This is a genomic window from Pseudarthrobacter linnaei (assembly GCF_055412825.1).
Genome location: NZ_JBVAYX010000012.1, coordinates 1 through 25806, shown reverse-complemented (window position 1 = coordinate 25806; position 25806 = coordinate 1). Strand labels below are relative to the sequence as shown.

The 25806-nt window shown below is 65.9% G+C and carries 24 protein-coding genes and 2 pseudogenes; 9 read left to right on the top strand and 17 right to left on the bottom strand.

Annotation, left to right across the window (positions count from 1 at the left end):
• Positions 1 to 67 precede the first annotated feature (67 nt).
• The 3 genes and pseudogenes from ACZYZ3_RS12275 to ACZYZ3_RS12265 form a co-directional block, all read right to left on the bottom strand.
• Positions 68 to 231 (bottom strand): annotated as a pseudogene (locus tag ACZYZ3_RS12275) (alkaline phosphatase D family protein); the annotation flags it as partial.
• Positions 232 to 263: 32 nt separating this feature from the next.
• Positions 264 to 1010 (bottom strand): haloacid dehalogenase type II, encoded by a 747-nt coding sequence (locus tag ACZYZ3_RS12270; protein ID WP_463964097.1) that lies wholly within the window; start codon positions 1008 to 1010, stop codon positions 264 to 266.
• Positions 1011 to 1135: 125 nt separating this feature from the next.
• Positions 1136 to 2716 carry an alkaline phosphatase D family protein gene (locus tag ACZYZ3_RS12265; RefSeq protein WP_463964096.1) on the bottom strand — a complete coding sequence of 527 codons (1581 nt, stop codon included), beginning with the start codon at positions 2714 to 2716 and terminating at the stop codon, positions 1136 to 1138.
• Positions 2717 to 3004: 288 nt separating this feature from the next.
• Between ACZYZ3_RS12265 and ACZYZ3_RS12260 the strand changes: the two genes are divergently transcribed.
• On the top strand, positions 3005 to 3742 hold the full coding sequence (locus ACZYZ3_RS12260) for a hypothetical protein (RefSeq protein WP_463964095.1): 738 nt from the start codon (positions 3005 to 3007) through the stop codon (positions 3740 to 3742).
• Positions 3743 to 3782: 40 nt separating this feature from the next.
• Here ACZYZ3_RS12260 and ACZYZ3_RS12255 read toward each other — a convergent pair whose 3' ends face one another.
• A complete protein-coding gene (locus tag ACZYZ3_RS12255) occupies positions 3783 to 4166 on the bottom strand; it encodes a TfoX/Sxy family protein (RefSeq protein ID WP_463964094.1) in 384 nt (127 codons plus the stop codon).
• Positions 4167 to 4521: 355 nt separating this feature from the next.
• Here ACZYZ3_RS12255 and ACZYZ3_RS12250 point away from each other — a divergent pair, with 355 nt between their 5' ends.
• Positions 4522 to 4725, top strand: a complete 204-nt coding sequence (locus tag ACZYZ3_RS12250) for an antitoxin MazE-like protein (protein WP_463964093.1) — start codon at positions 4522 to 4524, stop codon at positions 4723 to 4725.
• Positions 4726 to 4793: 68 nt separating this feature from the next.
• On the opposite strand, the gene ACZYZ3_RS12245 is transcribed toward ACZYZ3_RS12250, so the two are convergent.
• From ACZYZ3_RS12245 to ACZYZ3_RS12215, 7 genes are all read right to left on the bottom strand, one after another.
• Positions 4794 to 6074, bottom strand: coding sequence for a Wadjet anti-phage system protein JetD domain-containing protein (locus ACZYZ3_RS12245; protein WP_463964092.1), 1281 nt, complete (start codon positions 6072 to 6074; stop codon positions 4794 to 4796).
• A gap of 37 nt (positions 6075 to 6111) precedes the next feature.
• Positions 6112 to 9528 carry an ATP-binding protein gene (locus tag ACZYZ3_RS12240; RefSeq protein WP_463964091.1) on the bottom strand — a complete coding sequence of 1139 codons (3417 nt, stop codon included), beginning with the start codon at positions 9526 to 9528 and terminating at the stop codon, positions 6112 to 6114.
• Positions 9525 to 10202, bottom strand: coding sequence for a DUF4194 domain-containing protein (locus ACZYZ3_RS12235; protein ID WP_463964090.1), 678 nt, complete (start codon positions 10200 to 10202; stop codon positions 9525 to 9527). Before ACZYZ3_RS12235 ends, ACZYZ3_RS12240 begins: the two co-directional genes overlap by 4 nt.
• Positions 10199 to 11641, bottom strand: coding sequence for a DUF3375 domain-containing protein (locus ACZYZ3_RS12230; RefSeq protein WP_463964089.1), 1443 nt, complete (start codon positions 11639 to 11641; stop codon positions 10199 to 10201). The genes ACZYZ3_RS12235 and ACZYZ3_RS12230 overlap by 4 nt, the downstream gene beginning before the upstream one ends.
• Before the next feature lie 230 nt (positions 11642 to 11871).
• Entirely contained in the window at positions 11872 to 12246 is a 375-nt protein-coding gene (locus tag ACZYZ3_RS12225) for a PH domain-containing protein (protein WP_463877338.1), read from the bottom strand.
• 181 nt (positions 12247 to 12427) lie between these two features.
• Entirely contained in the window at positions 12428 to 13432 is a 1005-nt protein-coding gene (locus tag ACZYZ3_RS12220; protein WP_463964088.1) for a hypothetical protein, read from the bottom strand.
• A gap of 3 nt (positions 13433 to 13435) precedes the next feature.
• Entirely contained in the window at positions 13436 to 14326 is an 891-nt protein-coding gene (locus ACZYZ3_RS12215; protein ID WP_463964087.1) for a hypothetical protein, read from the bottom strand.
• A gap of 562 nt (positions 14327 to 14888) precedes the next feature.
• Between ACZYZ3_RS12215 and ACZYZ3_RS12210 the strand changes: the two genes are divergently transcribed.
• From ACZYZ3_RS12210 to ACZYZ3_RS12200, 3 genes are all read left to right on the top strand, one after another.
• A complete protein-coding gene (locus ACZYZ3_RS12210) occupies positions 14889 to 16856 on the top strand; it encodes a vWA domain-containing protein (protein ID WP_463964086.1) in 1968 nt (655 codons plus the stop codon).
• 83 nt (positions 16857 to 16939) lie between these two features.
• Positions 16940 to 18166: an acyltransferase family protein gene (locus tag ACZYZ3_RS12205; RefSeq protein ID WP_463964085.1), complete on the top strand. Its 1227-nt coding sequence runs from the start codon at positions 16940 to 16942 to the stop codon at positions 18164 to 18166.
• Positions 18167 to 18374: 208 nt separating this feature from the next.
• Entirely contained in the window at positions 18375 to 18920 is a 546-nt protein-coding gene (locus ACZYZ3_RS12200) for a DM13 domain-containing protein (protein WP_463964084.1), read from the top strand.
• Between the two features lie 65 nt (positions 18921 to 18985).
• On the opposite strand, the gene ACZYZ3_RS12195 is transcribed toward ACZYZ3_RS12200, so the two are convergent.
• The gene (locus ACZYZ3_RS12195; RefSeq protein ID WP_463964083.1) at positions 18986 to 19567 is read right to left on the bottom strand and encodes a protoglobin domain-containing protein; all 582 of its coding nucleotides are present in this window, start codon (positions 19565 to 19567) and stop codon (positions 18986 to 18988) included.
• Between the two features lie 167 nt (positions 19568 to 19734).
• Positions 19735 to 19845 carry a heme-binding protein gene (locus ACZYZ3_RS12190; protein WP_463964149.1) on the bottom strand — a complete coding sequence of 37 codons (111 nt, stop codon included), beginning with the start codon at positions 19843 to 19845 and terminating at the stop codon, positions 19735 to 19737.
• Here ACZYZ3_RS12190 and ACZYZ3_RS12185 point away from each other — a divergent pair.
• Positions 19831 to 20106: pseudogene (locus ACZYZ3_RS12185) on the top strand (response regulator); the annotation flags it as partial. The gene ACZYZ3_RS12190 and the pseudogene ACZYZ3_RS12185 overlap by 15 nt on opposite strands.
• 22 nt (positions 20107 to 20128) lie before the next feature.
• Positions 20129 to 20452 carry a helix-turn-helix domain-containing protein gene (locus tag ACZYZ3_RS12180; protein ID WP_463964082.1) on the top strand — a complete coding sequence of 108 codons (324 nt, stop codon included), beginning with the start codon at positions 20129 to 20131 and terminating at the stop codon, positions 20450 to 20452.
• A 112-nt stretch (positions 20453 to 20564) separates the two neighbouring features.
• On the opposite strand, the gene ACZYZ3_RS12175 is transcribed toward ACZYZ3_RS12180, so the two are convergent.
• Together ACZYZ3_RS12175 and ACZYZ3_RS12170 are read right to left on the bottom strand one after the other, a co-directional pair.
• Positions 20565 to 20969 (bottom strand): VOC family protein, encoded by a 405-nt coding sequence (locus ACZYZ3_RS12175; RefSeq protein ID WP_463964081.1) that lies wholly within the window; start codon positions 20967 to 20969, stop codon positions 20565 to 20567.
• A gap of 10 nt (positions 20970 to 20979) precedes the next feature.
• Positions 20980 to 21417, bottom strand: coding sequence for a helix-turn-helix transcriptional regulator (locus tag ACZYZ3_RS12170; RefSeq protein ID WP_463964080.1), 438 nt, complete (start codon positions 21415 to 21417; stop codon positions 20980 to 20982).
• Positions 21418 to 21676: 259 nt separating this feature from the next.
• Here ACZYZ3_RS12170 and ACZYZ3_RS12165 point away from each other — a divergent pair, with 259 nt between their 5' ends.
• Positions 21677 to 21880 carry a cold-shock protein gene (locus ACZYZ3_RS12165; RefSeq protein WP_024365339.1) on the top strand — a complete coding sequence of 68 codons (204 nt, stop codon included), beginning with the start codon at positions 21677 to 21679 and terminating at the stop codon, positions 21878 to 21880.
• A 367-nt stretch (positions 21881 to 22247) separates the two neighbouring features.
• Here ACZYZ3_RS12165 and ACZYZ3_RS12160 read toward each other — a convergent pair whose 3' ends face one another.
• Entirely contained in the window at positions 22248 to 23294 is a 1047-nt protein-coding gene (locus ACZYZ3_RS12160) for an AfsR/SARP family transcriptional regulator (protein WP_463964079.1), read from the bottom strand.
• A 614-nt stretch (positions 23295 to 23908) separates the two neighbouring features.
• On the bottom strand, positions 23909 to 24091 hold the full coding sequence (locus ACZYZ3_RS12155; protein WP_282383186.1) for a PspC domain-containing protein: 183 nt from the start codon (positions 24089 to 24091) through the stop codon (positions 23909 to 23911).
• A 184-nt stretch (positions 24092 to 24275) separates the two neighbouring features.
• Between ACZYZ3_RS12155 and ACZYZ3_RS12150 the strand changes: the two genes are divergently transcribed.
• On the top strand, positions 24276 to 25544 hold the full coding sequence (locus ACZYZ3_RS12150; RefSeq protein WP_463964078.1) for a plasmid pRiA4b ORF-3 family protein: 1269 nt from the start codon (positions 24276 to 24278) through the stop codon (positions 25542 to 25544).
• Positions 25545 to 25806 lie beyond the last annotated feature (262 nt).

Genomic DNA, 25806 nt, shown 5'->3' with positions numbered 1-25806 from the left:
CAACAGCGGCGAGGGGCCAGCAGAAATGCTGGCCGCCCCGCCGCCGTCGTAATGTGTGCCCGAGCAGTTAGCCCTTTGCCACCGGCGCCGGATCCCCGTCTTGGATCGCGAAGGATTTCTTCGTGGAAACGGGCGCGCCCGGCGTCGTGACGTAGTCCAGCACCCGGAAACAGCGGTCATCGCGCGGGTGTTCACGTAGCCGCGGTTGTCGGTGTAGACCTTCAGGCCGGGTCAAAATCACGAAACCGTGTGCGGTATGCAGCTCAGACCCCGAGCTCGTGAGCTAGTTCGGTGATGCTCGATGCCGAGAGGTCCCAATCGCTCTCCGGCGTCAGGTCCGCGACCTGGCCCGGGCCGTATTCGGTGGGGCGGGCGATGAACGCCGTCGCCAGCCCGGCCTCCCGGGCAGCATGCAGGTCGTTGTTGTGGGCTGCCACGAGCATCACCTCACCGGGCCTGAGGTCCAGGAACTCCGCGGTCCGAAGGTAGGCCGTCGGCAGCGGCTTGTACGTGCGCGTCATGTCCGGGCCGATGATCACGTCCCACGGAAGCCCGGCGTTTCTGGCCATGTCCACCAGCAGCGAGGTGTTGCCATTGGAGAGGGGACCCACGATGTAGCCGCGGCGGACGGCGGCCAGGCCCTCCACGCTGTCCGGCCATGGTGGCAGGCGGTGCCAGGATCTGTTCAACTCCTCCAGGGTTCCTGCGTCCAGCCGGTCCGGATCGAAGCCGTGGAGGCGGAGCACCTGGTCCAGGTTCTCGCGGTGGAGCGTGTCCAGGGTGGCGAATTCACGGGATCCGGAGCGGATGGCCTCCATTGCCGGCTGGTAGAGGGCGCGCCAGTCATCGGCGAACGCCTCGGCCTCGAGATCCTGCCCCTGTGCCGCGGCGAAGGCGGCCGCCTGCCGGGCGACGCCGGTGCGCCAGTCAACCACCGTGCCGAAGGTGTCGAAGAGGACGGCGCGTACCCGGCACCCGGTTGACGGTGAACGGTATGGCTGGAACGTCATATCCTGTCTCCTTCCCTAAACTTCCCTGACCGTCAGTCTGGCAGCTTGGGAACTTATTTCAGCCCCACTGACACGTCCGCCCGCCCGCCGTCGTCGTCTAAGTTGGTTTCGAACGGATTCCCCCGCTACTGGAGCCCAGGTACCCCGTCCTGGATCGTGAAGGACTTCTTCGTGCGGACGGGGGATCCCGGCGTCGTGACGTAGTCCAGCACCCGGAAGTCGGCGGTCAACGCGTCCTTGGTGATCTTCGTGTTCACGTAGCCGCGGTTGTCGTTGTAGAACTTCAGGTGCGGGTTCCAGGCCATCACCGGATCCGCAGCGGATCCTGAGCCGTTACCGGTGGACGTAATCGACGTGCATACCAGTTCCGAGCCCACCACGGGTGACGCCGGGTCCTTGTAGTCCACCTTGACGTCGTTGGCCCAGTTGCGGTGCACGTCTCCGGTCAGGACCACGGCGTTGCGCACGTTGGCGTCCACCCAGCCCTGGGTGATGCGGCGGCGTGACGCGGCGTAGCCGTCCCACCCGTCCATGGAGACGTCGTCGATCTCCGGCGCACTGTTCCTGTCCCGCTCGGCGAAGTACACCTGCTGGCCCAGGACGTCCCAGCGCTGGGTGGAGTTCTTGAAGCCGTCCAGCAGCCACTTCTCCTGCTCCGCGCCGGTAATGGTCCGGTCCTCGGCCAGGCGTCCCGCCACGTTCTTCTTCCAGCCGTCCCCGGCGAGCTGATCATCGCGGTACTGGCGGGTATCCATCATGTGGAAGTTGGCCAGCTGCCCCCACTGGATGGTGCGGTAAATCTTCATGTCGACCCCGGCCGGCACTGACGACGCCCGCAGCGGCATGTTCTCGTAGTACGCCTGGAACGCGGCGGTGCGGCGCTGCCGGAACCGCTCGGTGGTGTCGTTCAGCTGGGCCGCGTCGGTGTTCTCCGGGATCTCGTCCGCCCAGTTGTTGTCCACCTCGTGGTCATCCCACACCACCAGCCACGGTGCGACCGCGTGCGCTGCCTGCAGGTCGGCGTCGGCCTTGTACTGCGCGTGCCGCTGCCGGTAACCGGCCAAGGTAGAGGTCTCGGGGCCTTCGTGGTCGCGCGGGTTGCCGCCGGCAATCACGTAGCTGTCCTTCTTGTACTCGTACAGGTAGTCGCCCAGGTGCAGCACCAGATCCGGCTGGTCCTGGGCCAGCCGGGAGTAGGCGGTGAAGTAGCCGTGCTCGTACTGGGCGCAGCTGGCGAACGCCATGGCAAGCGCCGCCGGCGTCTCGTGCAGCGCCGGGCTGGTCAGCGTCCGGCCCACCGCGCTGAGGTGCCGTCCGGTACGGAACCGGTAGAAGTATTCACGCCCCGGCCGCAGACCCCGCAGCTCCACGTGCACCGAGTGCGCGGTCTCGATCCGGGCATGCTCGACGCCGCGGGCGACCACCTTGCGCATGCCGGCGTCCTCCGCCACTTCCCACGCCACGGCAACGTTGCGCGAGGGCATCCCGCCCAGGCCGTCGCCAGCCACCGGGTCCAGCGCCAACCGCGTCCAGATCACGAAGCCGTCCGGCCACGGTTCGCCGGAGGCGATGCCGAGCAGGAACGGATCGGTGCGGAGGCCGGCGTCGTCCGCGGTGGACGTGGCGACGGCGGCACCCGGCCAGGCAGCGACGAGTCCGGCCCCGAGGCCGGCGGAAAGAACGGATCTGCGTGAAATGTTGTCCATGCCTTCGACCGTACGAAGGCCTGTTGGACCAGTTCTGTGCACGATGTGAATACGCGGTTAACTATGTGACAAGAGCTGTTGACTGGGCGTCGGCAGGCGCGGTTTCAGCCTGCCCAATGACCGGGGAGGAGCCTTCCCAACGTCATCAAGCGCAGCCTCATCAGAAGTCAGTCTGCGAAGGGTGTTCTCGTTCAGTGCCGCCTGCACTACCTTTTGTCTAGGGCCATGGGCAAGCAGCGGAGCGCTGACCCCCTGCAGGAATTTCTACTCAGAAGGAGTGGGAAGGTCATGAATCCACGTACCAAAATCTTCCTTGGTGTCATCGTCCTGTTGCTGGTGGTTGGCGGGGTGACACTGTTTGCCTTCGACAGCACCAAAAGGTCCAGGGCCGCGGAGTACAGCCCGCAGATCAACCCTGCCGATTTCACCACCCAAATAACCAATAAGTACTTCGCCCTCCCTGTTGGCAAAAAATTGACTTACGAGACCACCGAGCAGGGAAAGGTCACCGAGAGGGTTGAAATCGAAATCCTGCCGGAGACGGTGACCATCGAGGGCGTGGAGACGGTCGTGTATCTGGATAGGGAATTCAAGAACGGGCAGCTCGTGGAGGAAACCCGGGATTACCTGGCGCAACACAAAGACGGCGACGTGTGGTACTTCGGCGAGGACGTGGACAATTACTGGAACGGGATTTTGTTGAACCACTCGGGCAGCTTTTTACATGGACGGGACGGGGCGAAAGCCGGCATCTGGATGAAAGCGGAGCAGCGCGTCGGCGATTCCTACCGGCAGGAGTTCTACCCGGGTCATGCGGAAGACATCAGGGACACGGTCGCTACCGGCGAGACCGTCACCACGAAATCCGGCACCTACACCGACTGCGTCAAGGTCTACGACTGGACGCCGCTTGAAAAGAGTGCACGGGAGCATAAATATCACTGCCCCGAGGTCGGTGCGCTGGTCCTGACCGAGGACCTGCAGACGGGGAGCCGGTCAGAACTCGTGAATGTTGCTCAGCCGTAGACTTCTCAGGCTGTGCGCGGCAAATACGTGCCGGCGGCGGCTACTTTTGGTGCCGGGGCTTAGGAACCTTCGGTTCCTTGGGCGGCAGCCTGGCCACGTGCTGAAATGCTTTTTCTACCCAGGCCTTGGCCCGGGCCTCATCGCCGGAGCCCTCGGCGTTCCAGACTTCCGGCAATCCGGTGTAGCCGCCCATGGGACGCTCCGGTGGCCCGAAGGGAACGGTCCGCTCGGTACCTTCCAGCATCCCCTTGTCCGCCTCGGCCAGCTTCACGCCGATGGTGGCGCCGAACAGGCCGGCGAACATGTTCCCGTTCACGAAGGCCCCGAGGTTCCCGAACATGGGCTTGATGATCACCTCGGGGTGGTCAGGCAGCACCGAGCGGAAGTGTTCCTTGTCGGCGTCGGACGCTTTCGGCATGTCCATGAGTCTTCCTCCGGCGGCTGGCGGTCAGGGGCTGGTCTTCCTGCAGGATATGCCTGCGGCCGGGGGCGGTACAGGTGCAGGGAATCGTTTCCCGCCGGGGTTTGGATCACGTCACGGGCGAAACCCGGAACGCCCACGGTGCAAGGCAGGAGCCAGCTAGCTCACCGGATGATGCGACTCGGCTGTCCCGACGGCCGAGAAAGACCGCAGCCGATTACGAAACCGCGAAGAGATCCATGCACGCCGCGTGCCCGGACGTTGGAGCAGGACCTTGGATCGCATACCGGTCCGGTGTCCCCGCCTGGGCCCGGCCTCAACCCCTACCGCGCCAGGAGTGACCATGTAACGCTGGACTATGAGCGGTAGAGATCGCGTTGCACGACACCGGGCCGCCATGCGCGAGCGTGGCTTCCGGCAGATCCACATGTGGATGCCAGACGCCCGATCGGACGAGTTCAAGCGTGAGGCGAGGCGCCAGGCGCTTGCGGTTGCCCCCTCGGATCGTGTCGGGAACGACCAGGACTTCATCGAAAAGATTTCGGAAGATTGGCCGGAGTGAACTGGCGCGAGCTTTGGACGGTTTCGGGTGGCACACGTGGGCACAAACCCAGTCCAGGCGCTCAACTTTCAGGCGTCCAGCAGTCTTTCCAGCGCCCAGTCCCAGCGAATCAGTTCCTGTTCCAGCCGGACCGACTGTCCGAACTGGTCACTGCCCAGCGCGTCATAGAGCCCCGACTCTTCAGCCGTCAGCCTGGTGAGCGCGGCCCGGGACGGAGCCGGTTCGGTGCCCCACCCGTCGCGGTGTGCCAGCAGCGTTTCCTCGTCCATCAGCACGCTGACCACATGCGGGTGAACGGCCCGGAGCTGGTCCAGGATCCGGAAGCCGTGCGTGTCAACATCACCCCAGTACCGGACCCCGCAGTCGCGCAGCCATCCCGCGTCCCTGAGAGATGAAAAACCATATCCGCCGCCATAAATGGCAAGGGTGGCGGCCTGGCCGGGCAGGGACAGGAAATTCACCAGGTTCTCGGTAATGATCACTCTTTGGACGGGCAGATTCAGGGTGCTGAACGCCTCCGCCGTGACGGTCAGGTCCTGTGCCCCGCCCAGCAGTTTGAGCCCCTTGTCCAGCACCCGGAACCTGACGAGCTCGGGCGGGTGCAGGAATCCGTGCCGCGCCGCGAACCGTGACGCCGGCGTCCGGGCGGTTGTTTGCCCCAGCAGTGACCCCGGCTCCGCGGCGAGGTCGGGGAGGACCTCGTCTTCCGCAGCATCCCCGGGAATCGGTTCGTCGGTCCGCAGCTCCGCCGCGAGTTCGCCGATGACTTTTCGGTGGTTTTCGATGAACTTGGTGTGGACCCCGGGCAGGGCCAGTTGCCGGACATAGACTCCCGGCGACGGGTTGTCGCGCAGCCAGCGTGCCACGCGGGCGGCGGTCAGTGCGTCGTCACCGAGTTCCAGCAGCTGCAACGGCCGCTTCAGCGCCCACGCACGGAAGGCAGGGTCCAGCGCTGACAAGCCGTCGGCGAGACCACGGAACCGCGCCGCGTCCTTCGGCTTGCCCACGAATGCAGTCTCGTCCTCCGCGGAGGCGAACACCGCCGCGGCCGGCAGGAGGTTGGATCCGATGGTGGTGCGGCCCACCTCCGCGGTCTCCAGCGAGAAGTGGCCGGCCCCGGCAAACAACTCCGCAGCCCACGCACGTGCCGCAGCGTAGTCGCTCCGGAGGGTGGCCGCCGTCGGGCGTTTCAGCGGGCGGCGGCGCGGATAGGTGCCGCTGGGTTCCAGCAGCTCGCGCAGCAGTGTCCCGCTGTCCCAGGCCTTCTGCGACTGGGCGCGGAGCATCGCCAGCGTGGTCCAGCCCTGGGCCCGCACGGCCGGGGATTCAGCGCGGAGGTCCCTTCCCACACCTCGCAAGCCCGGTGCGGGGCCCTCGGGACGCCGCTTAGGCACGGCGGTCACGTTCGTCCCGGTATTCCTGGATGGTCATGTTCCGCAGCTGCGAATCGTTGCCGTTGGTGTTGGCCACAAAGCCCACGTGCGCCACGAAGGGTTCGATCACGTGGATCTTCTGCAGCGGGGTAACGATCAGCAGCTGCAGCTTCATCCGCTGGAACAGTTCCAGGCCGTAGCGCGCGGACTCGTCGGAGCCGCGGCCGAACGCCTCGTCGATCACCACGAAGCGGAAACTCCGGCCCTTGCCGGCGTTCCGGCCGCTGCCACTGCCGCTGCCCTGCCCGGATCCGAGCCCGAACTGGAAGGCCAGCGCGGCGGCCAGGATGGTGTAGGCCAGCTTTTCCTTCTGCCCGCCGGATTTGCCGCCGGAATCGGTGAAGTGCTCAAACTCCTCGCCGGTCTCGGTCCACTTCTCCGAGGCCGAGAACGTGAACCAGTTCCGCACGTCGGTGACCTTCGCCGTCCACCGCTCATCCAGGGTGGTGAGTCCCTCCCTGCCGCGGAACCGCTCGATCAGGCTCTCCACCTGCAGGTACTTCTGCTCGGAGTACTGCTCGTCGTCCCCGATGGTGCCCTCCGAGCAGGCGCGGAGGTCCGCCATGAACTGGCGGATGTCCTGATCGCTGCTGTTCTGGTGCTCCAGCTGGATATGCCGGCCGCGGTTGTACTCGATGGTGGCCAGGGACAGGTTGATCTCGGTGATCCGGTTCACGATGTCCTGCCGGCGGCTGTCCAGGAACGCGTTGAAGGCCACCACCTCGTGGATGGTGTTCTGGTTCAGGGACTCCTTGAAATGCGCCTCGAACTTGGGCAGGTCGTTCTTCACCAGCTGGTCCAGCAGCCGTTCATAGTCACCGGCCGCGTCCAGTGATGCGTCGATTTCGGTGGTCTCGTTCGGGTATTTGTTGCGGAAGTCGGCCATCAGCCGCACCGTGCCGGCCTCCGCCGTCGCCAGCCGCTTGGACAGGGCATCTATGGACTTGGTCAGCTCGGACCGCACCAGGCTCTCCACCGCCACCGTGTTCTTGTAGGTGAGGGCATTTTCCCCGGGCGCCGCCGCGGCGAGGCCGGCGACGGCGGAGAGCAGTCCGGCGTCGTCCGTCAGCGGCTGTTCCTGCAGCAGTGCCCGGCACTCCTCGATCGCCTCCGCCAGGTTCTCCGCCTCTTTGTTGTTGCCGCCCAACCGCTCGCGGATCTTGTCCGCCTTGCCGGACTGCCGGTCGAGGTCGGCGTTCAGGGCAGCTTCCTTGGCGGCGAGTTCCTGCAGGATGTCGCTGGCGGATTCCAGCGCCCGGCGCTCCTCCTTGAGCTCCTGGATCTGCCGGGCGGTGAGTTCCCAGCTGATCTCGCGGAAATCCGACACCGAACGGACGGTGCCGAGGTGCTGGTTCCGGCGCCCGATGTCACCGAGCTGCCCGTCGACTTTCGCCAGCTGCGTCTCCGACACCTGGAGCTGGCCCGTGACCTCGTCCAGCTCGGCGAGGAACCGGTTGATCTTGTCCTGGTTGTCCCAGCCCAGCACGTAGTTCCGCCGGTCGGTCAGCTCGTTCCGGTCATCCTTCTCATGCCTGCCGCGGCCGCCCTTGAGCTGGCCGTTGGCGGTGAGCGCCCTGGGGAAGCGGCGGAAGTCCTCCAGCGATTCGCAGCAGACGTAATCGAACCGGCTGGCCAGCTCATCGAGCAGGAAATCGCGGAACGGGGTGCCCTGTTTGATGGCGATCTTGGCGGCCAGCGTGCCGGGCTCGGCGGCCCTGGGAGAGTGCGCGTCGCCGATCTTCAGGTAGACCAGCCGGCCGCGGAGATTGTTCGCGTCCACCCAGCTGCTGACCGCAGCGTAGTGTTCCGAGGGGACCAGCAGGGACAGCGCGAAGCCGTGCAGCGTCCGTTCCGCCGCGCCTTCCCAGGCGGATTCGCCTTCGCGGACGCGCAGCAGCTCCCCGGCGAACGGCAGCGCCTTCTCCTCCACGCCGGTTCCCTCACACAGCCGGCGCCGGATCTCCAGCTGCCGCAACGGCAGCAGGTTGCGCCGGGACTGGAGACTGGTCAGCTCGGCCTTGATCGCGGCGGACCGCTCGGTGAGCTCCCTGCGCTGGACGGTGAGCCCGGTACGGCGCTCCTGCAGGTCCTCGGATTGCTCCGCCAGCCCGGATTCGACGGCGGCCAGCCGGTCCCGGTTGGCATCGAACAGCACCCGGTCTTCCGGGGCGCGCAGGCCCAGCTCCGCCGCCGCTGCGGCATAGCTCTGGTAGCGGGTCCGCTGTGCGTTCGCTTCGGCGCCCAGCGCCGCCACTTTTTCGTCGATGGCGGCCAGCCGGCCGCCGCCGTTGGTGCGGATGTCCTCGGCCACCGCCGCGATCTCGTGCCGGAGTCCGGAGATCTTGGTAGCCAGTGACGCGCTGTCCTCGCGCAGCCGGACCCCGGTGCTCTCCAGCTCTGCCGCGTGTTCCAGGCTTAGGATGAGGCGCTGGTTGGTGAACCACGGGTGCAGCTGGTCCCGCTGGGCCCGGGCCAGCTCGTCCTCCACGGTGAGCTGGGCGTGCCGGGCGGCGCCCTCCCGGATGGGGGCCAGCAGGGCGATCTGGTCCTTGGCCCGCAGCACGGCGCCGTGGGCTTTCTTCAGGTCATCGAAGTGGTGGATCAGGTTGGTGATCCTGGCGGCAACATCGTCCTCGTCCAGCATGTTGGTGCGCACAAAGTGGGTGATGTTCTCCACCTGCTTCATGGAGACCGTACGGTGGAACAGCTCCATGGCCTGGTTCCCGCTGATGCCGAACTGCCGCTTGAACGCCGCCGCGTAGGGCTCGAACGTGTCATGCACGGCCGCACCGGCAGCCTTCAGCTTCTTTTTCAGCTTGGCGGGGTCCTGGCCGAAGTTCGAGAAGTCCCCGGCAATGGACTGGTCCGTTTCCGCCAGGGAGTAGAAGCGGTTGGGCTGCCCGGCCTCCTGCACCGCCCAGAGGGTGATGGCGAGCGTCACCGACTTGCCCAGCACCGCGTTGTGGAACACGGCCAGCACCACGGTGAGGGCGCCGGTGCCGCGGAGCGAGACCGGCTTGGAGTACTCGCCGCCGGTGCTGCGGGTGCTCTTGTGGAAGCCCCGCACGTAGGACATCAGGGTGCGTTCCTTCTTCTGCGCCCCGGCGGCCTTGTTGTACTCGATCTTGTTGGCCGGCAGCAGCAGCGTGGTGATCGCGTCCACCACGGTGGACTTCCCGGAGCCGATGTCGCCGGTGAGCAGGCTGTTGGCGCCGTCCAGCCGGAACGTCCGGACGCCCTGGTGGAAGGTGCCCCAGTTGAGCAGCTCCAGACGGTGCAGCCGGTAACCCGGGGGAGTGCCGGCGTCGTCCGCGGTCTGCCCGAGGGGTTCGTCCAGGCTGAAAAGGCTGTCCTGCAGGTCCGCGGTCATGAGAGCTCCCCGGCGTTGCTGTCCCGTGCGGCAGGTTCTTCCTGGATGGTGCCCGGGGCGGGTCCCGGGGAACCGTCCAGCGTGGCCCGGTAGTCCGCCAGCCGCGCGTCGAACTCCTCCAGCCACTGGGCGTCCACGTAGGCCTTCAGGATCCTGGCCACCTCGTAGGTCCCGGGCTGTCCGCGGAGTTGGCGGAGGAAGCCGAGGTCCACGACCTTCTTGATGTTGGCGCCCAGCTTGTCCAGGATCCTGGCCTGGTTGCTGGATTCGGGCAGGAATACCGCCACCATGTCCATGATTTCCTGCTCGGTCATGATGAGGCGGGGATCGCTGCTGTTGGTGTCAAATTCGAGCATGCGGCCGCGCAGCAGGGCCAGCAGGAGGCTGACGTCGAAGGTCAGCCGGCGCCGCTGGATGAGCCGGGGGAGGGTGCCCTCCGGGTCCTCCCGCGACCGGAGGAACGCGTAGCCCTCCGACTCGTCCAGAATCAGGTCCAGGCCCAGCACGGCGACATAGTCGCGGGCCTGGGACTCCAGTGCCGTCAGCGACTGCCAAATCTTCTCGTCCGCTTCGGCGTACACCACACCGCGGAACAGCCGGGTCACGACGCCGGGAAGTTCCTCGGGGGTCCGGGAGTCCGCCGGGTGGGTGGCGGGGGATGCGGCGGGGTTCATGCGGGCCTCACAAAGATGATCTGGTCGATGGTTGCTTCGCGGATGCTGCCGTCCGGCAGGGACCAGGACAGCTGCTGGGTTGTTTCGGGATGGATGCTGGCCCACTCGGACTCGCTGGCCAGCTGGTAGTAGGCCACGATCTCGGCGAGGCCCTGCTGCAGCGGATGGGCGTCGGTGATCTCGGCGAGGGTGGCCTGTTCGGCGCCGGACAGGACGTCGTCGATGCTGGATTTGAGCCGCTGCGTGTCTACATGGAACTGGTTGAACAGGGCGCCGGCGTCCACGTCGGCGTCGTCGGCGGTGACGACGTGGTCGTCCACCATCACCTTCCGGCTGGGCTCATAGAGGGGCCGCTCGAACGGCAGGGCCACGTCCACGGACGGCGCGGCGATCTCCATGAAGACGCCCGACGGCGGCGCGTCCCGGGTGCCCAGCGCCCCGGTTTCGATGCTCCGGATCAGCCGCATGATGCGCTTGTTCTCGAGGAAGACCTTGTCATCGAGGAGCCGGCGCATCTGCTGGGACAGCTGGCGGACGGTGGACTGGGTCTGTTCGACGGCGGGCAGCCAGTCCTGGTGGAGGTTGGTGACCGCATGGAGGTTATCGGCACCGGACAGCGCCTCGATGCGGGTGGCCCGCTGCAGCAGGTCCTTCAGTTCGGTGCGCAGCTGCGGGGACATGAGGTAGTCCCAGAAGCCCTGGAACGTCCGGCCCTGCAGGGAGCTGCTGATGTCCTGCTGGTTGGCGAAGATGGTTTCCAGGAGCTCGCCCTGGGACCCGTCCCACGTGGCGATCTGTTCGCGGACCTGGCGGTCCAGTTTCCGGAAGTTCTGCTCGACCTCCCGGAAGTCGGAGAGGAGGTCCTTGGCCAGGGAGGTCAGCTGCTGGAAGTGGTCCAGGGCCTCCGGGGCCGTCATCACCCGAATGTTGCCGCCACGGATCCGCTGCATCTCCGCGTCGATGCCGTCCCGCTGCCGCTGGAGCTCGGCCAGCCGCACCTCAGGGTCCGTCTCCGACTGCTGGACCAGGGCCTTGAGGACGGCGAAGATGCTGGTCAGCCGGGACTGGGTGGCCACGAAATCCCGGCCGCGCAGGCTTTCCACCCAGTGCACCACGTCCTCCGCCGCGGCGGTGAGATCGTAGCGGGGCTCGTCCTGGCCGGGGACGTAGTATTTGCGCAGCCAGGCCCGCTCGGGGGCGGCCCAGTCGTCCAGGTATTCGGACGCCGGGCGGGGGAACTTGTCCTCGCCGAAGACATCGCGCAGCCCGAACAGGACGTCGTCGAGGTGGTCGATGAGCTCCTGGCGGCCGATGTCGCGCTGGTTGGGTCCGGTGAAGGCCTTGATGAAGAAGGACACGGCCAGCGGGGCGTTCTGGGCGCGCAGCAGCGACCACCCGGCGTGATTTTCACGCAGCGAATTGATTGCGTAATAGTCCATCGTGTCCTTGATGCGGGGTGCGTGCTGACGTTAAGGCCTAAGGTACATGCGATCACAGACATGCTGTGGAGGAGAAGCCGACGTCCCTATTTTAGTGCGGGGCGGGTCCGGGGGCGGGTGGCTGGGATCGAGGCCCGCGCCCTTTCCTGCTGGCCCGGCCACGGAAAACGAGCACCCTGCCGCGGAACTGCTGCCCTCCAGCCGGACTGGCAGGGTCGTCGGTTACGGGATCAGTGCAGTGCGCCGAGAACCGAATGGGCGATCAGCATGTCGAGCCGCCGCACGTCCGCTTTCTTGCCTACCTTGATTTTGATGTGGCCGGCACGCGTCCACAGCTCCAATTCGGCGTCCATATCGAAGGTGCCGGCATTCTCGGAGGACCACATGTTGATGGCCGAGTAGGGCAGGGAGTACACCTCCACCTTCTTGCCGGTCATTCCCTGGGCATCGCGGACGATCAGTCGCTTGGTCGTGAAAATGGCGCTGTCGCGAAATGTCTTATAGGCGGCCACCGGTTGCTCACCGGGGACCATGAGCTCCATCGCATCTTTGGGGATCGGGCATTCGGCGACGAACATCCATGTGGTTATTGCTGCTGCTTCCACGAGAGGTCTCCTTCGATTGTGGCGGGCATTAAAGGTTGGTCAGGGGGGAGACCGGTTCTTCACGATCCGCTGAAGACGGCGATCCTTCTGCCGGGAAGCCGACACCACAGGTCGGCCAGCCCGGTGGCCTCACGGCCACCGTGCCGGGGACCTGAAGGACGAGTCCCAATCCGTCCAGGGCCTATTCGACGAGCAGATCGTCAATAACTGCTTCCAGCACCTTCGAGCGCAGCGGAATCACGGAATCGAAGTGTTTCATCTCGTCTGCAACGTGCTTTGAGAAGACATCCTCGAGCAATGAGGGCATCTCTTTCACCGTCTTCGTGTACCGCTTGGCAGCAAAGCTGAACTCTGAGTTACTGGCCTTAATCGCCTTATTCAGACTCTTCGCCTCATCAGCGAGACCAAGCAGTTCCGCGTCCGGAGCCTTCCTCGCTGTTGCCTCCTCCACCTTTTGCACCAGCTGATCCTTTGTCGCAGTGAAGGCGTTGATATTCTCCTCCGCTTGTGCTGTAGACGTCGCATCGACTTCCAGCAGCCTTACCCGGTTCTCCACTCGCAGGGCATATTCAACATACGTGGGGTTTTTAGACTGTCCGAGTTTATCGGTGGCGCTGCGACAAATGCCCGCGGCCTCAGTAAGGAGAGTCTTGCGCTCAGTCAGATTGGCCGCTTTACTGCCGATAAAGATGCCCTGGCAGCTCTCACCGCCTTCTCCGAACAACGTGTGATATTGCGGATATGAGTCGACGAGTCCGGCCATGTAGTCAACAGAACCCAGGTATGAGTCCTCGTACTGCTCAATGGCATCGCTGACCCCGCCTCCTCCGACGCCGCGGCCCGCGTTCAATGTCCCCATTGCGTTGCGCGCGGAAGCTTCGGCTTGCTTGAACTCGTCGTGCTCCTTCTTCGAGTCCTGCTCGGCCTTATCTCGTGAACCAGCGGCCAGGTGTGCTTTTTTATACGCCGCTATGTACGTATTCACGGCTGGTGGCAGCTTGCCTCGTGCGTCAAGAAGTGTCTTTAGCTGCTCATCCTTGAGCTGCAAGAGGCTGTCCCTGTCCTGCTGCCTGGATGCGTTGGTCACTGCGACAACAGCTGAGGCGATCAAGAGAAGTAAGACGATAACGCCGGCTAGTACGACAAGCCCCTTGCGGCCTTTTCCGCGGATCAGATTGGCAGTCATGGCCTATCCCTCACTCTTCATGTCTTGACCGGCCGACTCAAGGCTGTCCTTCAAGATCCGTTCGAGTTCGGTATTTGACTTGTTGGCCTTGTCAACAATCTCAGTTTGCTTCATCAGGACATCAGCTTCGTAGGTCCGCTGCGCGTCATTGAGAGGTGCGTTGATTTCCAGCAACGCCAGTGCGGACTCGATGGTTGCGGCGGAACGCTCAAAGGAGTCCTGGCTCCCGACCACCTTTTGCGCGCTGTCCCGCTGCTTTTGAATGAGCCCCTCAACGGCAGATAGGAGTTTAGTTGTTTCCTGGTCACTACCCTCCTTGGCCGATGAGAGTGCCGCTAAGCATCCGTCGGCGGCCCCGACATACTCCTCTGCGTATTTTTCGCCAGTAACATTCAGTTTTGAATGTATGGATGCACAGGCCCCGCCAACCGACCGGGTAATGCCCGTCACATTGGTCACCAGCTGATCGTTGTAGGTGATCACTGCACTGTATGCCCGCTTGAATTCGTTGAACGCGGCGGCAACTTCCTGCTTGTGCAGCGCAGGGGATGACTCCATTCGCTGCAGGCGATCCGTATTTATGCGCGATTCATGTTTCAGCCGCCCGGCTTCTTCGTCAAGCACCTGCTGTTTGCCCTCGTCAGAGGCTTCTTCTGAAAAGGCAGTTGTATATCGCGTTGAAAACCTGTTCATCAGAGGCTCGTACAGGTTCATCGAGCTGTCGACAATTGCACGCTGATTGTTGAGGTGGACAAGGTCCGAACGCGCCGTTCCGGCCATGCGCGAAACAGCAAACCAGACTCCGAGGGCGATTAACAACACCGCTATCAGCGAAATGGCAATGATTCTCCTGCGCCAGGAAGGCCGCTGTTGTACTTCTCCGTTTGTATCCAAGCCCATATCCCCCATTTGAGACGACCTCGCAAACCGCGCCAGAATGCTACGGCTTCCGATGCGAGTTCACGTGCGGGCTAGTTGCATTGCGGCCAATCCGGCCGTCCCTGCGCATCGGGGCGTATGCGCCACCCTATCCCTCGGGATTACGGCACGGCTCCGGACTCGCCGGGACCTGCCCACCACGAACCACCGCGGCCGGTGAGGCGGCCTGCGATGTGCCCTCAGGCTGCTCCCCGTTACCTCGGGAGGATTTCGGCGCAGCAGGACATCGACGTATTCAGCGGACGACGGCGGGAGGTCCCCGCCGTCGTCCGCTTCCGTCTGGTCCCTCCTGCCCGATGGGGTCCTTGTCCCGGCTCCAGACGCCCCCGCCGTGCGCGGGTGGGGCTTCGGCTCGGGGGGCGGTCAATGCGGGGGGGCCCGGGAGGAAGGAGGGATCAGCGTGGCAGCTATTTCGCCGTTGCGGCCTGGCCCCCAATTGACACGTCGTCCCAGTTCAGGCCCACGTTCCCGGTAGGTTGGAGTCCACTCTTACTTTCCACCGCTGTGAAAGGGCCTCATGTCCGGCCGACCGCCCCGCACGTCCCGTTTCACCCGCAAAGCCTCCGCGGCAGCCGCCCTGGCCCTCGCCGTCGCGCTGGTGCCGGCCGCGATCCTGCTGCCGGCGGCGCCGTCCGCGGCCGCAGAAGAGTCCGTGCCCGTCATGGTAGTCCTCGATGCCTCCGGCTCCATGATGCAGGACGACGCCCCCGGCCTGCGGATCGACGCCGCCAAGTCCGCGGTGAAGAACCTCATCGGCGCCGTCCCGGACTCCGCCCGGATGGGGCTGATGGTCTACGGGACAGGCACCGATTCCGCTCCGTCCTCCAAGGCCGCCGGGTGCGCCGACATCCGGACCCTGGCGCCGGTGGGCGCGGTGGACAAGGCGGCGCTCACCACCGCCGTCGACGGGATCAAGGCCACCGGCTACACCCCGGTGGGGGCGTCGCTCCGGGCAGCCAGCGCGGCTCTGGCCGAGGTGAAGGGCCCGCGGTCCATCATCCTGGTCTCCGACGGCATCGATACCTGCGCCCCTCCCGCCGCGTGCGACGTCGCCAAGGAACTCGCCGCCGCCGGCACCGAGCTGAGCATCCACTCCATCGGTTTTAAGGTGGACGCCTCCGCCCGGGCAGAACTCGAATGCATCGCCACGGCTACCGGAGGCACCTATACCGACGCCCGGGACGCGGCCGCGCTCACGGAGGAACTCACCATCCGGACCACCCGGGCCATCGGCGTCTACGAGGCGCAGGGCACCCCGATCACCGGCGGCACGTCCCCGGCGGACGCCCCGCTCCTGTCCGCCGGGCAGTACCTGGATGTGCTGGACAAGGGGTCCAAGAAGAACAGCGCGTCCGAGCCCGGGTCCACCCGCTACTACAAGGTCGAGCTGGCCCCGGGGGAGCGGGCCCACGCCGCCGCGACGCTGCTGGTCCCGCGGGCCGGGGAGACGGACACCTCGGGCACGGCCTACCTTGGCGTGTCCTTCGTGGACGCGCAGGACGCGCCGTGCCTCATTCATGACACCGAGCACGTCAACTCCAACCAGTCCTTCCTCTTCCCGCCGACGGCGGCGGTCAGTACCCCCGCCCTGGGCGAGGATGCCGGCGATAAGTGCTTCGGGGCGGACGCTAAGGGTGAGGCCTTCCTGAAGGTGGAGCGCTCCGGCAGCTGGGCCTGGACCAAGGAACTGCCTGTGGAGCTCCTGTTCGCCACAGAGCCTGCCGGCGACACCAAGGGCCTGCCGGACGCGTATGCGGCGGCGTTGCCCCCGGTGGTCCCGGCTTCCGCTGGCACGGCATCCCCGGTGACCGGCGGAGCCAGCTACAACACCGCGGCCGAGCTCAGGCCCGGCCTGTTCTCCGATTCGCTCCTGGGTGCGGAAACAAAGTTCTACAAGATCCCCGTGGGCTACGGCCAGCGGCTCAGCTTCAAGGCCACCGTGACAGCCGACGGCGCCGCGGCCGGGTCGCTGGGAAAAAGCCTGAACCTCGCCCTCTTCAACCCGCTGCGCCAGGAGGCTGAACTCGCACCTGGGAGCGACAAATACATCCTGGGCAACTCGCTGGTTTACACGTTCATGGGTACCGGCGACAGCCTGGGTGCCAGCATGGCGGTCCCGGTGCGCTACAACAACCGTAATTCCAAGGACACGGGCATCGAGCTGATCGCCTACCCGGGCGGCTACTACCTGGCCGCCTCTCTCGAGGACGGTTCGACCGTGGACATCGGCAGCGAACTGGCGTTCGACCTGGCCATCGACGTCAGCGGCGACGCCGAGGACGGGCCGCTCCTGAACGCGACGGCGGCTGCCGCCAAGCCCTCCCAACAGCCCTCCGAACAGTCCCCGGCAGCGCCCGACGCCGGCACCCCGCAGGCGGCGTCCGCCTCGGACACTGCCGGCCCGATGTGGTGGGGACTGGGCCTTGCCGGACTGCTGGCAGCGGCCGCCGGAACGTTCGTGTTTCTCCGGCGCAGGCAGAGGTAGCGGACAGCGGGATAGCCGGTTCGAGGCCCCTCCAGTGTTCGGAAGCCAGGAGAGCAATATAACGAACTGGTAACATTGGTCTAATGCGGTCTAATTCTGGTTCAACACGAGTCACGCAGCTCGATGGCCTCAGGGGGATTGCCGCCCTGGTGGTTGTCGCCTGCCACGTCCTGTCAACCCTCCCGGGAATCGGGAGCGCTGTCAGTGGCGACCGGTCCGCGGGACTCAACACCGCAGAGGCGTGGGCCGTTTTCTCGCCCCTGCATGTGCTCTGGAACGGCACTCCGGCTGTCCACGTCTTCTTTGTGCTCTCCGGCTTCGTGCTGGTCCTGCCGTTCACCAGGCCGGGGGCGGCCGGGAAGTGGGCCCAGTACTACGCCAAGCGCTTTTTCCGCCTCTACCTGCCGGCGTGGGCCTCCCTGGCCGTGGCTGTTGCTCTGATGGCACTCATTCCCCGGTCGGCGTCGCCGCTGCAGAGCCCCTGGGCGGACATCTACGTGACCGACCCCAGCGTGGGCCAGGTCCTCAAAGACGGCCTGCTGCTGCTGAACGCCAGCACCATCAACACCCCGCTGTGGTCGCTCAAATGGGAAGTCCTCTTCTCCCTCCTGCTCCCGGCCTACGTCCTCCTCGCCCTCCGCTGGCGGCGCCTCTGGGCCGTGAAAATCGGCCTTTCCCTCCTGCTGGCCCTGGCGGGAGCCCTGCTGGACGTGGAGTGGCTGTCCTACCTCCCGATTTTCGCCATCGGTGCCGTCCTGGGCGCCGAACGCGAGCGGATCCGGGAGCTGACCCAGTCCTGGCCCCGCTTCGTCTGGTTCTTCGTGGCGGCCGCAGGCATTTTCCTGGCCAACGCGGAATGGATCAGCCAGGAGCAGCCCATCCCCGGCGTCGAGGCCGTTGTTACGGTGGGCGCGACGCTGATTGTCCTGCTGTTCGTGTCCTGCCGCTCGGCCAAACTGCTCGGTGACACGGCCGCCGCGCAATGGCTCGGACGGGTGTCCTTCAGCCTCTACCTGGTGCACCTTCCGATCATTCTGGCCGGCGTCACCTTGCTGCGATCCGTCTCGCTTCCGCTGGCGCTCGCCGTGTCCGTGGCCGCCTCGTTGGTGATCGCCGAGCTGTTCTACCGCTACGTGGAACAGCCCTCCCATAGGCTTTCGATGGCCGTGGGGCGCGCCGTGGGGCGCCGGACCCGCCGCGACGCCAGCCCGGCGACTCCGGACGCCGTGGCCACCCTGGGTGGCCCGGACACCCCGGCGGCACCGCCCGTCCGGGCAATGGCGGAGGCGGCCTCGGGTTGGCGCGGATAGTGGCTACGGCAGACACCTGAAACGCAACGCGCTCGCGCTTGACCGCTGGACCTTCCCCTGCCTAGAAGCCGCTACAGTGCCTCGACGCCCTGAGCGACCACTTCAACGCCCACCGCTGGGGGCAGGGGCCACGGAAGCGATGTCCCCGGCATGGAGAGCGCCCGGCATTGGCCCGGAACTCCGCTAACGGGCCTGTCGTTGGAAGGGTATGAACAGGCGCTTTGTGATTCCGGTTGTGGTCATCCTGGCCGTTGTCACGGCTGCCGTCGGACTGTATCTTTTCCAGCCATGGCGGATCTTCACGAGTTCCACCGTGGCGGAAGACGTTCCGGTCGTTGCGCCGCAGGCCAGCCAGTCTCCGCCCCAGTCAGCGGGGCCATCGGCCGAACCGTCCCCGCTCCCGCCGCGTCAACTCAGGGCGGGCGAACTGATCAGCCACGAACATGCGAGCTCCGGCACCGTGAAAATCCTCGAACTCGCCGATGGCAGCCGGATCTTGAGGTTTGAAGGCCTCGATACGTCCGATGGCCCAGACCTTCGGGTGTGGCTCAGCGACGCTCCGGTCATCGAGGGAGCGGCCGGCTGGCAGGTGTTCGACGACGGAGCCTACCTCGATCTGGGGGTGCTCAAGGCCAACAAGGGCGATCAGAATTATGTGATCCCGCCCGGAGCGAACCTGGCCGACTACAGCGCCGTCAGTATCTGGTGCGCCCGTTTCGCGGTCTCCTTCGCCGCCGCCGAGCTGACGAGTTAGTTACACCGGCAGGCAGATCCGGCAGGCAGGTGGCGGCGCCGCCACCTGCCCGGATGATCCGCCACCTACCAGGACGGGGAGTACGGCTCGGCCCAAAGGGCGGCCGTCAGCGTGACGGACTTAAACCACGCCTGGTACATCGCCTCGAGCTCTTCCGCGTCAGCGCCCTGCGCGGCGAGGAAGGGCCGGATTGTGGCCGTCAGCGGGACTATAAAAGCGATGATGTAGCGCAGGTTGATCTCGGACGCCGTCGAGCTCACACCGTCGGTGAGGTTCTTCTTCGCAGCCGTGTGGCGGAGGGCAATCTCATGCTGGTAGTTCAGCCACTGCTGGTCGCGGTCGCGGGAACACGTATCCATGATCCACTGGGCGAATCTGGCCCGCACGGCTCCCAGATAGTCCGGATTCGCAGTTCCGTCTGCACCGGCGAAACTGGCAATGAGGAAATCATGGCTGCCAACAAATCCGTACCAGATGTCGAGGATGCGATCAGCTTGAGGTCCAAGAACCTCGCCGGCCCGCCGCAACGCGTTCGCGTCATCCGGGGTCCAGAGCACCGCCGCTTCGAGCCGGGCCAGGTCGTCCAGGGACACGGGACTCGGGACAAGAGACTCGCTACCGAAGCTGTAGCCGGGAATCGTGGACATGATGACACCTTTCGCCGGGGAACTTTCTCATGAAAGCACTTGGAGGCGTCGCCGTATAGAGTCCAGCCCAAGTAGCTGGCAGTCGTGGTCGTGCCGGGCCCGGCGGGCCGGACTGCGGCCGACGCTCCTCAATAAGCCCCGGCGCCGGCCTCGGCAACCTCCTGGTCCTACTCGATCGTTCCGGTGGACACCCCAATGGCACCCATGATCCGGCCGTCGCGCACCAGGGGGATCCCGCCGGGGAACACCACCAGCCGCCCGCCGTGGGCGTCGCTCAGCCCGTGGATCGGCCCGTGCTGCTCGGCATCGCCGAACCGGCCATCCAGGTGACCGCCGAGGTCAGGTCCGCGGAGCAGCTGTGCGACGCGTTCGAACTACTGCGCCCGGACGTGATCCTGGTGGACCTGGACATGGTCCTTCAGGACACCACCGGCGTGCTGGCCGGGATCCGCGCACCGGATCCCGGCGTGGCAATTGTGGTGCTGACGGACAACCCCGCCGTGGAGCACGTGCGCCCGGCCCGGCAGGCCGGGGTGCGGGGATTTATCAACCGGCGGGCCAGTGGGGGATACGATTGCCCGCGTCCTCGTTGCTGCGGGCCAGGGCCAGGCGCTCGTGGAGGGCGGCATCTTCGACCACCTCCTGGGCTCCTCGTCCACGGAGTCCGAGCCAGGAACAGGCGCCTTTACCACCCGCGAAAAAGAGGTCCACGACATGGTGGTCCGCGGCATGGCGGACAAGCAGATTGCCCGCGAACTGGGCATCTCGGTCAAGACCGTGAAAAAGCATGTCGGCTCGATCCTGCGCAAGACCGGCGCGCGGAACCGGACGATGCTCGCGGGGATGACGGGAGCAGAAGCCGTCCCGGCGCATCCCTGCGGATAACGGAGCGAGCTCGAGTGCCTGGCGCGAACCTCCAGCCACGGGTCCAGGGCATCGTGTAGGTGCCCACGAGGTTCCCGACGAACGCGAGGCCGGCCCGCCGTGAGGTGCGGGGCTAGGCAGCCTGGTTGAAGCGGACCATGTTCCCGGATGGGTCGCGGAACGCGCAGTCACGCGGACCCCAGGGCTGGACAATCGGTTCCTGGAGGACCTCGGCGCCGGAGGCCCGGACCGCCTCGAACGTGGCGTCGAGATCGTCGGTGCGGAACACGAGGATGGGGAGGGCGCCCTTGACGAGTAGTTGCTGGAGGGCGTCGCCGTCGTCCTGGGAGCGGCCGGCATGCGGTTCGGAGAGCACCAGTTCCAGGTCAGGTTGGGCCTTGCTGCCGAGGGTGACCCAGCGCTGCCCGTCGGAGCCGACGTCGTTGCGGACCTCCAGGCCGAGCACGTCGCGGTAGAAGGCGAGCGACTCGTCGAGATCGTTGACGGTGATCTGTGCGTACTGCAGTGAGATGTTCATGTCCCTCACGCTATGGCAGCGGCTGCGGGGGCGCTTCTCCAATCCTGCTCGGTTTGCGCGGCGGCCGCGTGCGCAGCCGGGCGATGCACGGCGGCATGGCCTGCACCGCGGAGTGCTCCCGGGCCCGGTACGCGCTGGGGGTCATGCCGACGATCTCGGTGAACCGCGAGCTGAACGATCCCAGCGAGGCGCAGCCGACCTCCATGCAAGCATCCGTCACGCTCACACCGGCCCGCAGCAGCGCCATGGCGCGTTCGATCCGCCGGGTCATCAGGTAGTTGTAAGGCGACTCCCCGTACGCTGCCTTGAACTGGCGGGAGAAGTGCGCCGGGGACATCAGGGCGCCGGCGGCCATGGCGGGCACATCGAGGGGCCTTGCATAGTGGCGGTCGATCAGGTCCCGGGCCCGGCGCAGGTGCGCCAGGTTGGCCAACTCCTGCGGTGTCATGCCGCCATTCTAGATCCGCTGAGGTCCCGGCGGAGGGACCCAAGAATAGGTGCCGGAGGCGCCCTGTGCACGCCGGTGGTAATCCGCTCCGGATTTCTCCTGTACAGTTGATCTTGTTGTTGTGTTTATGCAGTTCGTAGTTCAGGCAGTACGCAAGGTTGAAAGACCTTGTTCTTCTGAAGCAGCGGTTTTGAGCACCCCACACCGGAGGACCCGAAAGTCGGGACTTTTCCTCCACCTTCACGAAGGACAAAAAATAATGGCTACTGGTACCGTCAAATGGTTTAACGCTGAAAAGGGCTTCGGCTTCATTTCCCCCGATGACTCCTCACAGGACGTCTTCGCACACTACTCCGCGATCGCCTCTTCCGGCTTCCGCTCCCTCGAAGAGAACCAGAAGGTCTCCTTCGAAACCGAGCAGGGCCCCAAGGGTCCCCAGGCCGTAAACATCCAGGCTCTCTAAGACTTAGCTTTCAGCTAACTCTTCTGAGTCCGGAACCTTACAGGTTTCGAGCAGGGTCCGTCTTTTGACGGGCCCTGCTTTTGTTTAACCGGGGTGTGCTGAGTCCCGGACCCACGTCGCGTCGCAACGCATAACGCCCTGGCACCCGGCGCTGCGCGAAAGTCCTGGCGACGCTCTGTAGGGCCGGTGCTGCGCGAAAGTCCTGGCGACGCTCTGTAGGGCCGGTGCTGCGCGAAAGTCCTGGCGACGCCGGAACCCGGCCGCGTCAGGAAATTAGCGCGTCGAGCACCGGTTTGCGCATCGTAAGCGGCGCCGCCGTCGTAAATTCTTCGCTGGTCTCGGCTGCGGGCCTGCCCGCGCGGCACACTCAGAGGAAAACGCCGTGGCGCCGGGCCAGGAATGCGGTCAGCGCGGGGTTGTCGATCTCCTTCGCCGGCCAGGGCACGGCCTGGGCGGCGGCCTCGTCGCCGAGTGCCGCCCGGTGGGACGGCGCCCGGACCGCGAACTCCCGCATGCCGCTCTTGCTGGCCAGTGCGGCCAGCCGCTCGACGAACTGTGATGCGCGCGGCGAGTCCGCGGCGATGGTGACTTCCGCCGCGACGTCCAGCAGCCGGGCCGTGTACCAGAGGTACCAGGGCTTGGGCTCCAGACCGCGGTCGATCCAGTGCTCGGCGGCAGGGAGGTCGCCGTGCGCCAGGAACAGCCGGGCCTCAGCCCCCGCCGCCAAAGCCATGTAGCAGTGGTCGCCGGCCAGTTCGGCCATCACCCAGGTCCGGCCGATCAGGTCCGCCGCGGCGTCCATCCGGCTGGCAGCAGGGTAGGTTTCACCCCGGACTCCGGCGACAAACGGCTCGAACGCCGTCCAGTGCTCCGCCGCCACCCCGTCGAGCGCCCGTTCCAGCGCGGCAGCGGCGAGCTCCAGGTCACCCCGCAGCAGATGCACCCGCCCCAGCAGCGCCTCGCTGAACGCCTGCTGCCGGCGGTTCCGGACCGCACGGGCCAGTCTCCGGGACTCGGCGAAGGCGGCCACCGCGTCCCCGTAGTGTGCGGTGTCCGAGGCCAGCAGCTGGCCGTCGAACCGCCGCGGGTCCAGCCCGGTGCCGGTGACCGAGCCGACCAGCTCCGGGGCATCGCAGCGCCAGGGCCGCGGGAGGGTCAGTCGCAGCGGGTCGCCGGTGAGGGAGACCCCGTCCAGGCTCCGGCGCAGCTCGGAAAGGTTCCAGCGCAGGGCGCCCAGCGGATCCGCGGCGTCCGGGAACAGCAGGGTGGCGGTCCGGGAGCGGCTGACGCCGTCCGGCTGCAGGGCAAGGTAGGCCAGCACAGCCCAGGCTTTGCGGCCCTTGGGTTGTGGGGGAGTGGTGCCTGGCGACTCGATCCTTGGCGGACCCAGGAGCCGGATCCACGTCTCGGCCATAGGAGTAATTTGCGCACCCAGACCAGCGATGGAATCGCAAAAAAGCGGCCCGGGCAGGATGGCAAAGGCACCCGCCAGGAGTGGGCCTTGCGGTCAAGGCGTAAACTGATGTTATAGTCCTCCGCGTCGAGCACCCGCTCCTGGGAGCGCGTATGGCCGTGGATCCGTTTCAGGTTCAACTGGAACAGGAATAAGGGACACCAGATGTCGACCAGTCCGTCTTCACTTCCGGAACGTAGCCTGGGCGGATCTCCGCCGCCTCCGCGACCCCGCCTAGTATGCAGCAGCCCAGTTGAAGTTCCCAGGGGCAGGAAGATGCCTGACATTCGACGGCAGGCCATAGCTGCTATTGAGGCCTTGATGGCACTGTCCGATCCGCAGAGTGCGCGGGAACGGGAAAAGCTGAGGGCACACGTGGACGCGCATCCCGGGCAACCGGAAGTCGCGCTGGCCAAACACTTGTTGGCCCTCAGGCCTTACATCGATAAACCCGGTGCCGGGGCGGGGCCAGACCCCCGGTCGTCAAATGGCGCGGCAAGCCCGGGCCGGCAGTAATAATCCGTCCCCTGCTTACGTCCGCCTCGAAACCCGTGCTAACCGCTGACTTCCGGCCGCTATGGGCCCTTGGGCATGATGATCCACAGCACGATATAGACGAGTTCCCCGACGCCGAACAGGCCGAAGAACACGAAGCCGATGCGGACCAGCGTCCTGGGGATGCCGAAGCGGTCGGCGAGGCCTGCGCACACGCCCGCGATGATCTTGCCATTCCTGGGCCTAGCCAAAGATCGTTCCATCCAGCCAACGTAGCAGTGTGGGCGCGCCAGGAGAACAGGACAGCGGCTGCCCGCGGGAACATCGCTCCAGCAGCCCGGCCCGCTGTGACAGAACCCGGCTGGCAATCCGGCTGGGATCACCGGGTGGCGTCGTGAGGCGCGCCACCGTAGGGCCGGGCGGCGGGGCTCTGGCAGGATAGCCCGCATGGAGCCCGTCACTTCCCTTCCCGCGTCAGTCCCCGCCTACGATCTCCGCGTCAGCATCCAGGACACCGAACCGGAGATCTGGCGCCGCCTGCTGGTGCCGGAAACCATCACCGTCCCGGAACTGCACCGGGTGCTCCAGACGGCTTTCGGCTGGGAGAACCGCCACCTCTTCGGCATCCGGTGTGTGGACCGGCTTGGCCAGGCCCGCGACATCATCGGTCCCGACGACGCGGCGGTGGAGACGGGCGCAGAGCCGGCTTCCGGCGTCGTGCTCTTTGAACTCCTGGATGCGCAACGGACCGGGCCGAGCCCGCTCGAATACGAGTACGACTTCGGCGATTCATGGACCCACCTCGTTGAACTGATGGGGCCGGCCGAACTGCCGGCCGGTGTGGTGCGCTGCGTCGGCGGCTCCCACCGGGGCCCGGTGGAGGACGCCGGCGGGACCTCCGGCTATGCGCGCCTCATTGAGGCCTTGGCCGATCCCTCGCATGAGGACCACCAGGAGCTCGCCGACTGGTATGAGTTTGCGACGGGACAGGACGCCGGCACCTTCAAGCCGGATGCGTTCGACGCCGCTGCGCTCAACAGCCGTCTGGACGGGCTGGCGAAGAGCCTCTGGCCGGTACCGCCCACGGACGGGGAGATCGACGCCGTCGTCCGTCCCGTGCAGTGGCTGCTGACCCATGCGGGCTCGGACGGACTGCAATTAACCCAGGATGGATATCTCAAACCTGCCGTGGTCAGCGAGGCCGTCCGCGCACTTGGATGGTCCTACCGCTGGCCCGGAGCTGCGAACCGCGAAAGCCAGACCCTTCCTGTGCTGCGGCTCCGTCAGCAGCTGCAGGCCTGGAAACTGCTGCGGAAGAGCAAGGGAAGGCTGGTTCTGTCACCGGCCGGCCGGAAGATGCGCGACGGCGGCCGCCCGCTATGGGACTACCTCGCCCAGGCCGTTTCCTCCCCGGCGGACAAGTCAGCGGCCGTCGCGGCCCGCATTGTGGTCCACTGGCTGCTCGAAGGCTCCACGCCGTCCTGGGACCGGCGGCCACGGATCATCGCGGACACCCTGACCGCAGCGGGGTTCCGGATGAAGGGTGGCCAGCCGGTGCCCCTGGACGCCGCCCGGGACCTGTATCAGGAGGTTCGCTGGACGCTGGACTGCCTGCAGCTGAAGGTTTCGGAACAATCGTTCACCGAAGAACCGGCCCTGACCGACGGCGGCCGGAAGTTCCTTCTGCGGGTTGAACGGATTCTTGAAGGCCAATGACTCAAAGGCGTAGAAAAGGGCAGCAGGGTCCGCCGCGGATGTGAGCCAGTACACAGCAACCCGAGTTCGCCGAAAGGGGCCGCGGCAGGCAGCGAGCCCGTCCGGTTTCCGTGTGGTGGCGGGGGTTTTGGGGGTGTGGGGGCGGTGTGGGGGTGGATTTGTGTGTTGTCGGGGTGGCGTGTAAAGTAATTCGAGTCGCCGCCGCTGATGCGGAGAGATTGCGACCGACCCCCTGACAAACATCCTGAGAATGGTTCGCGGT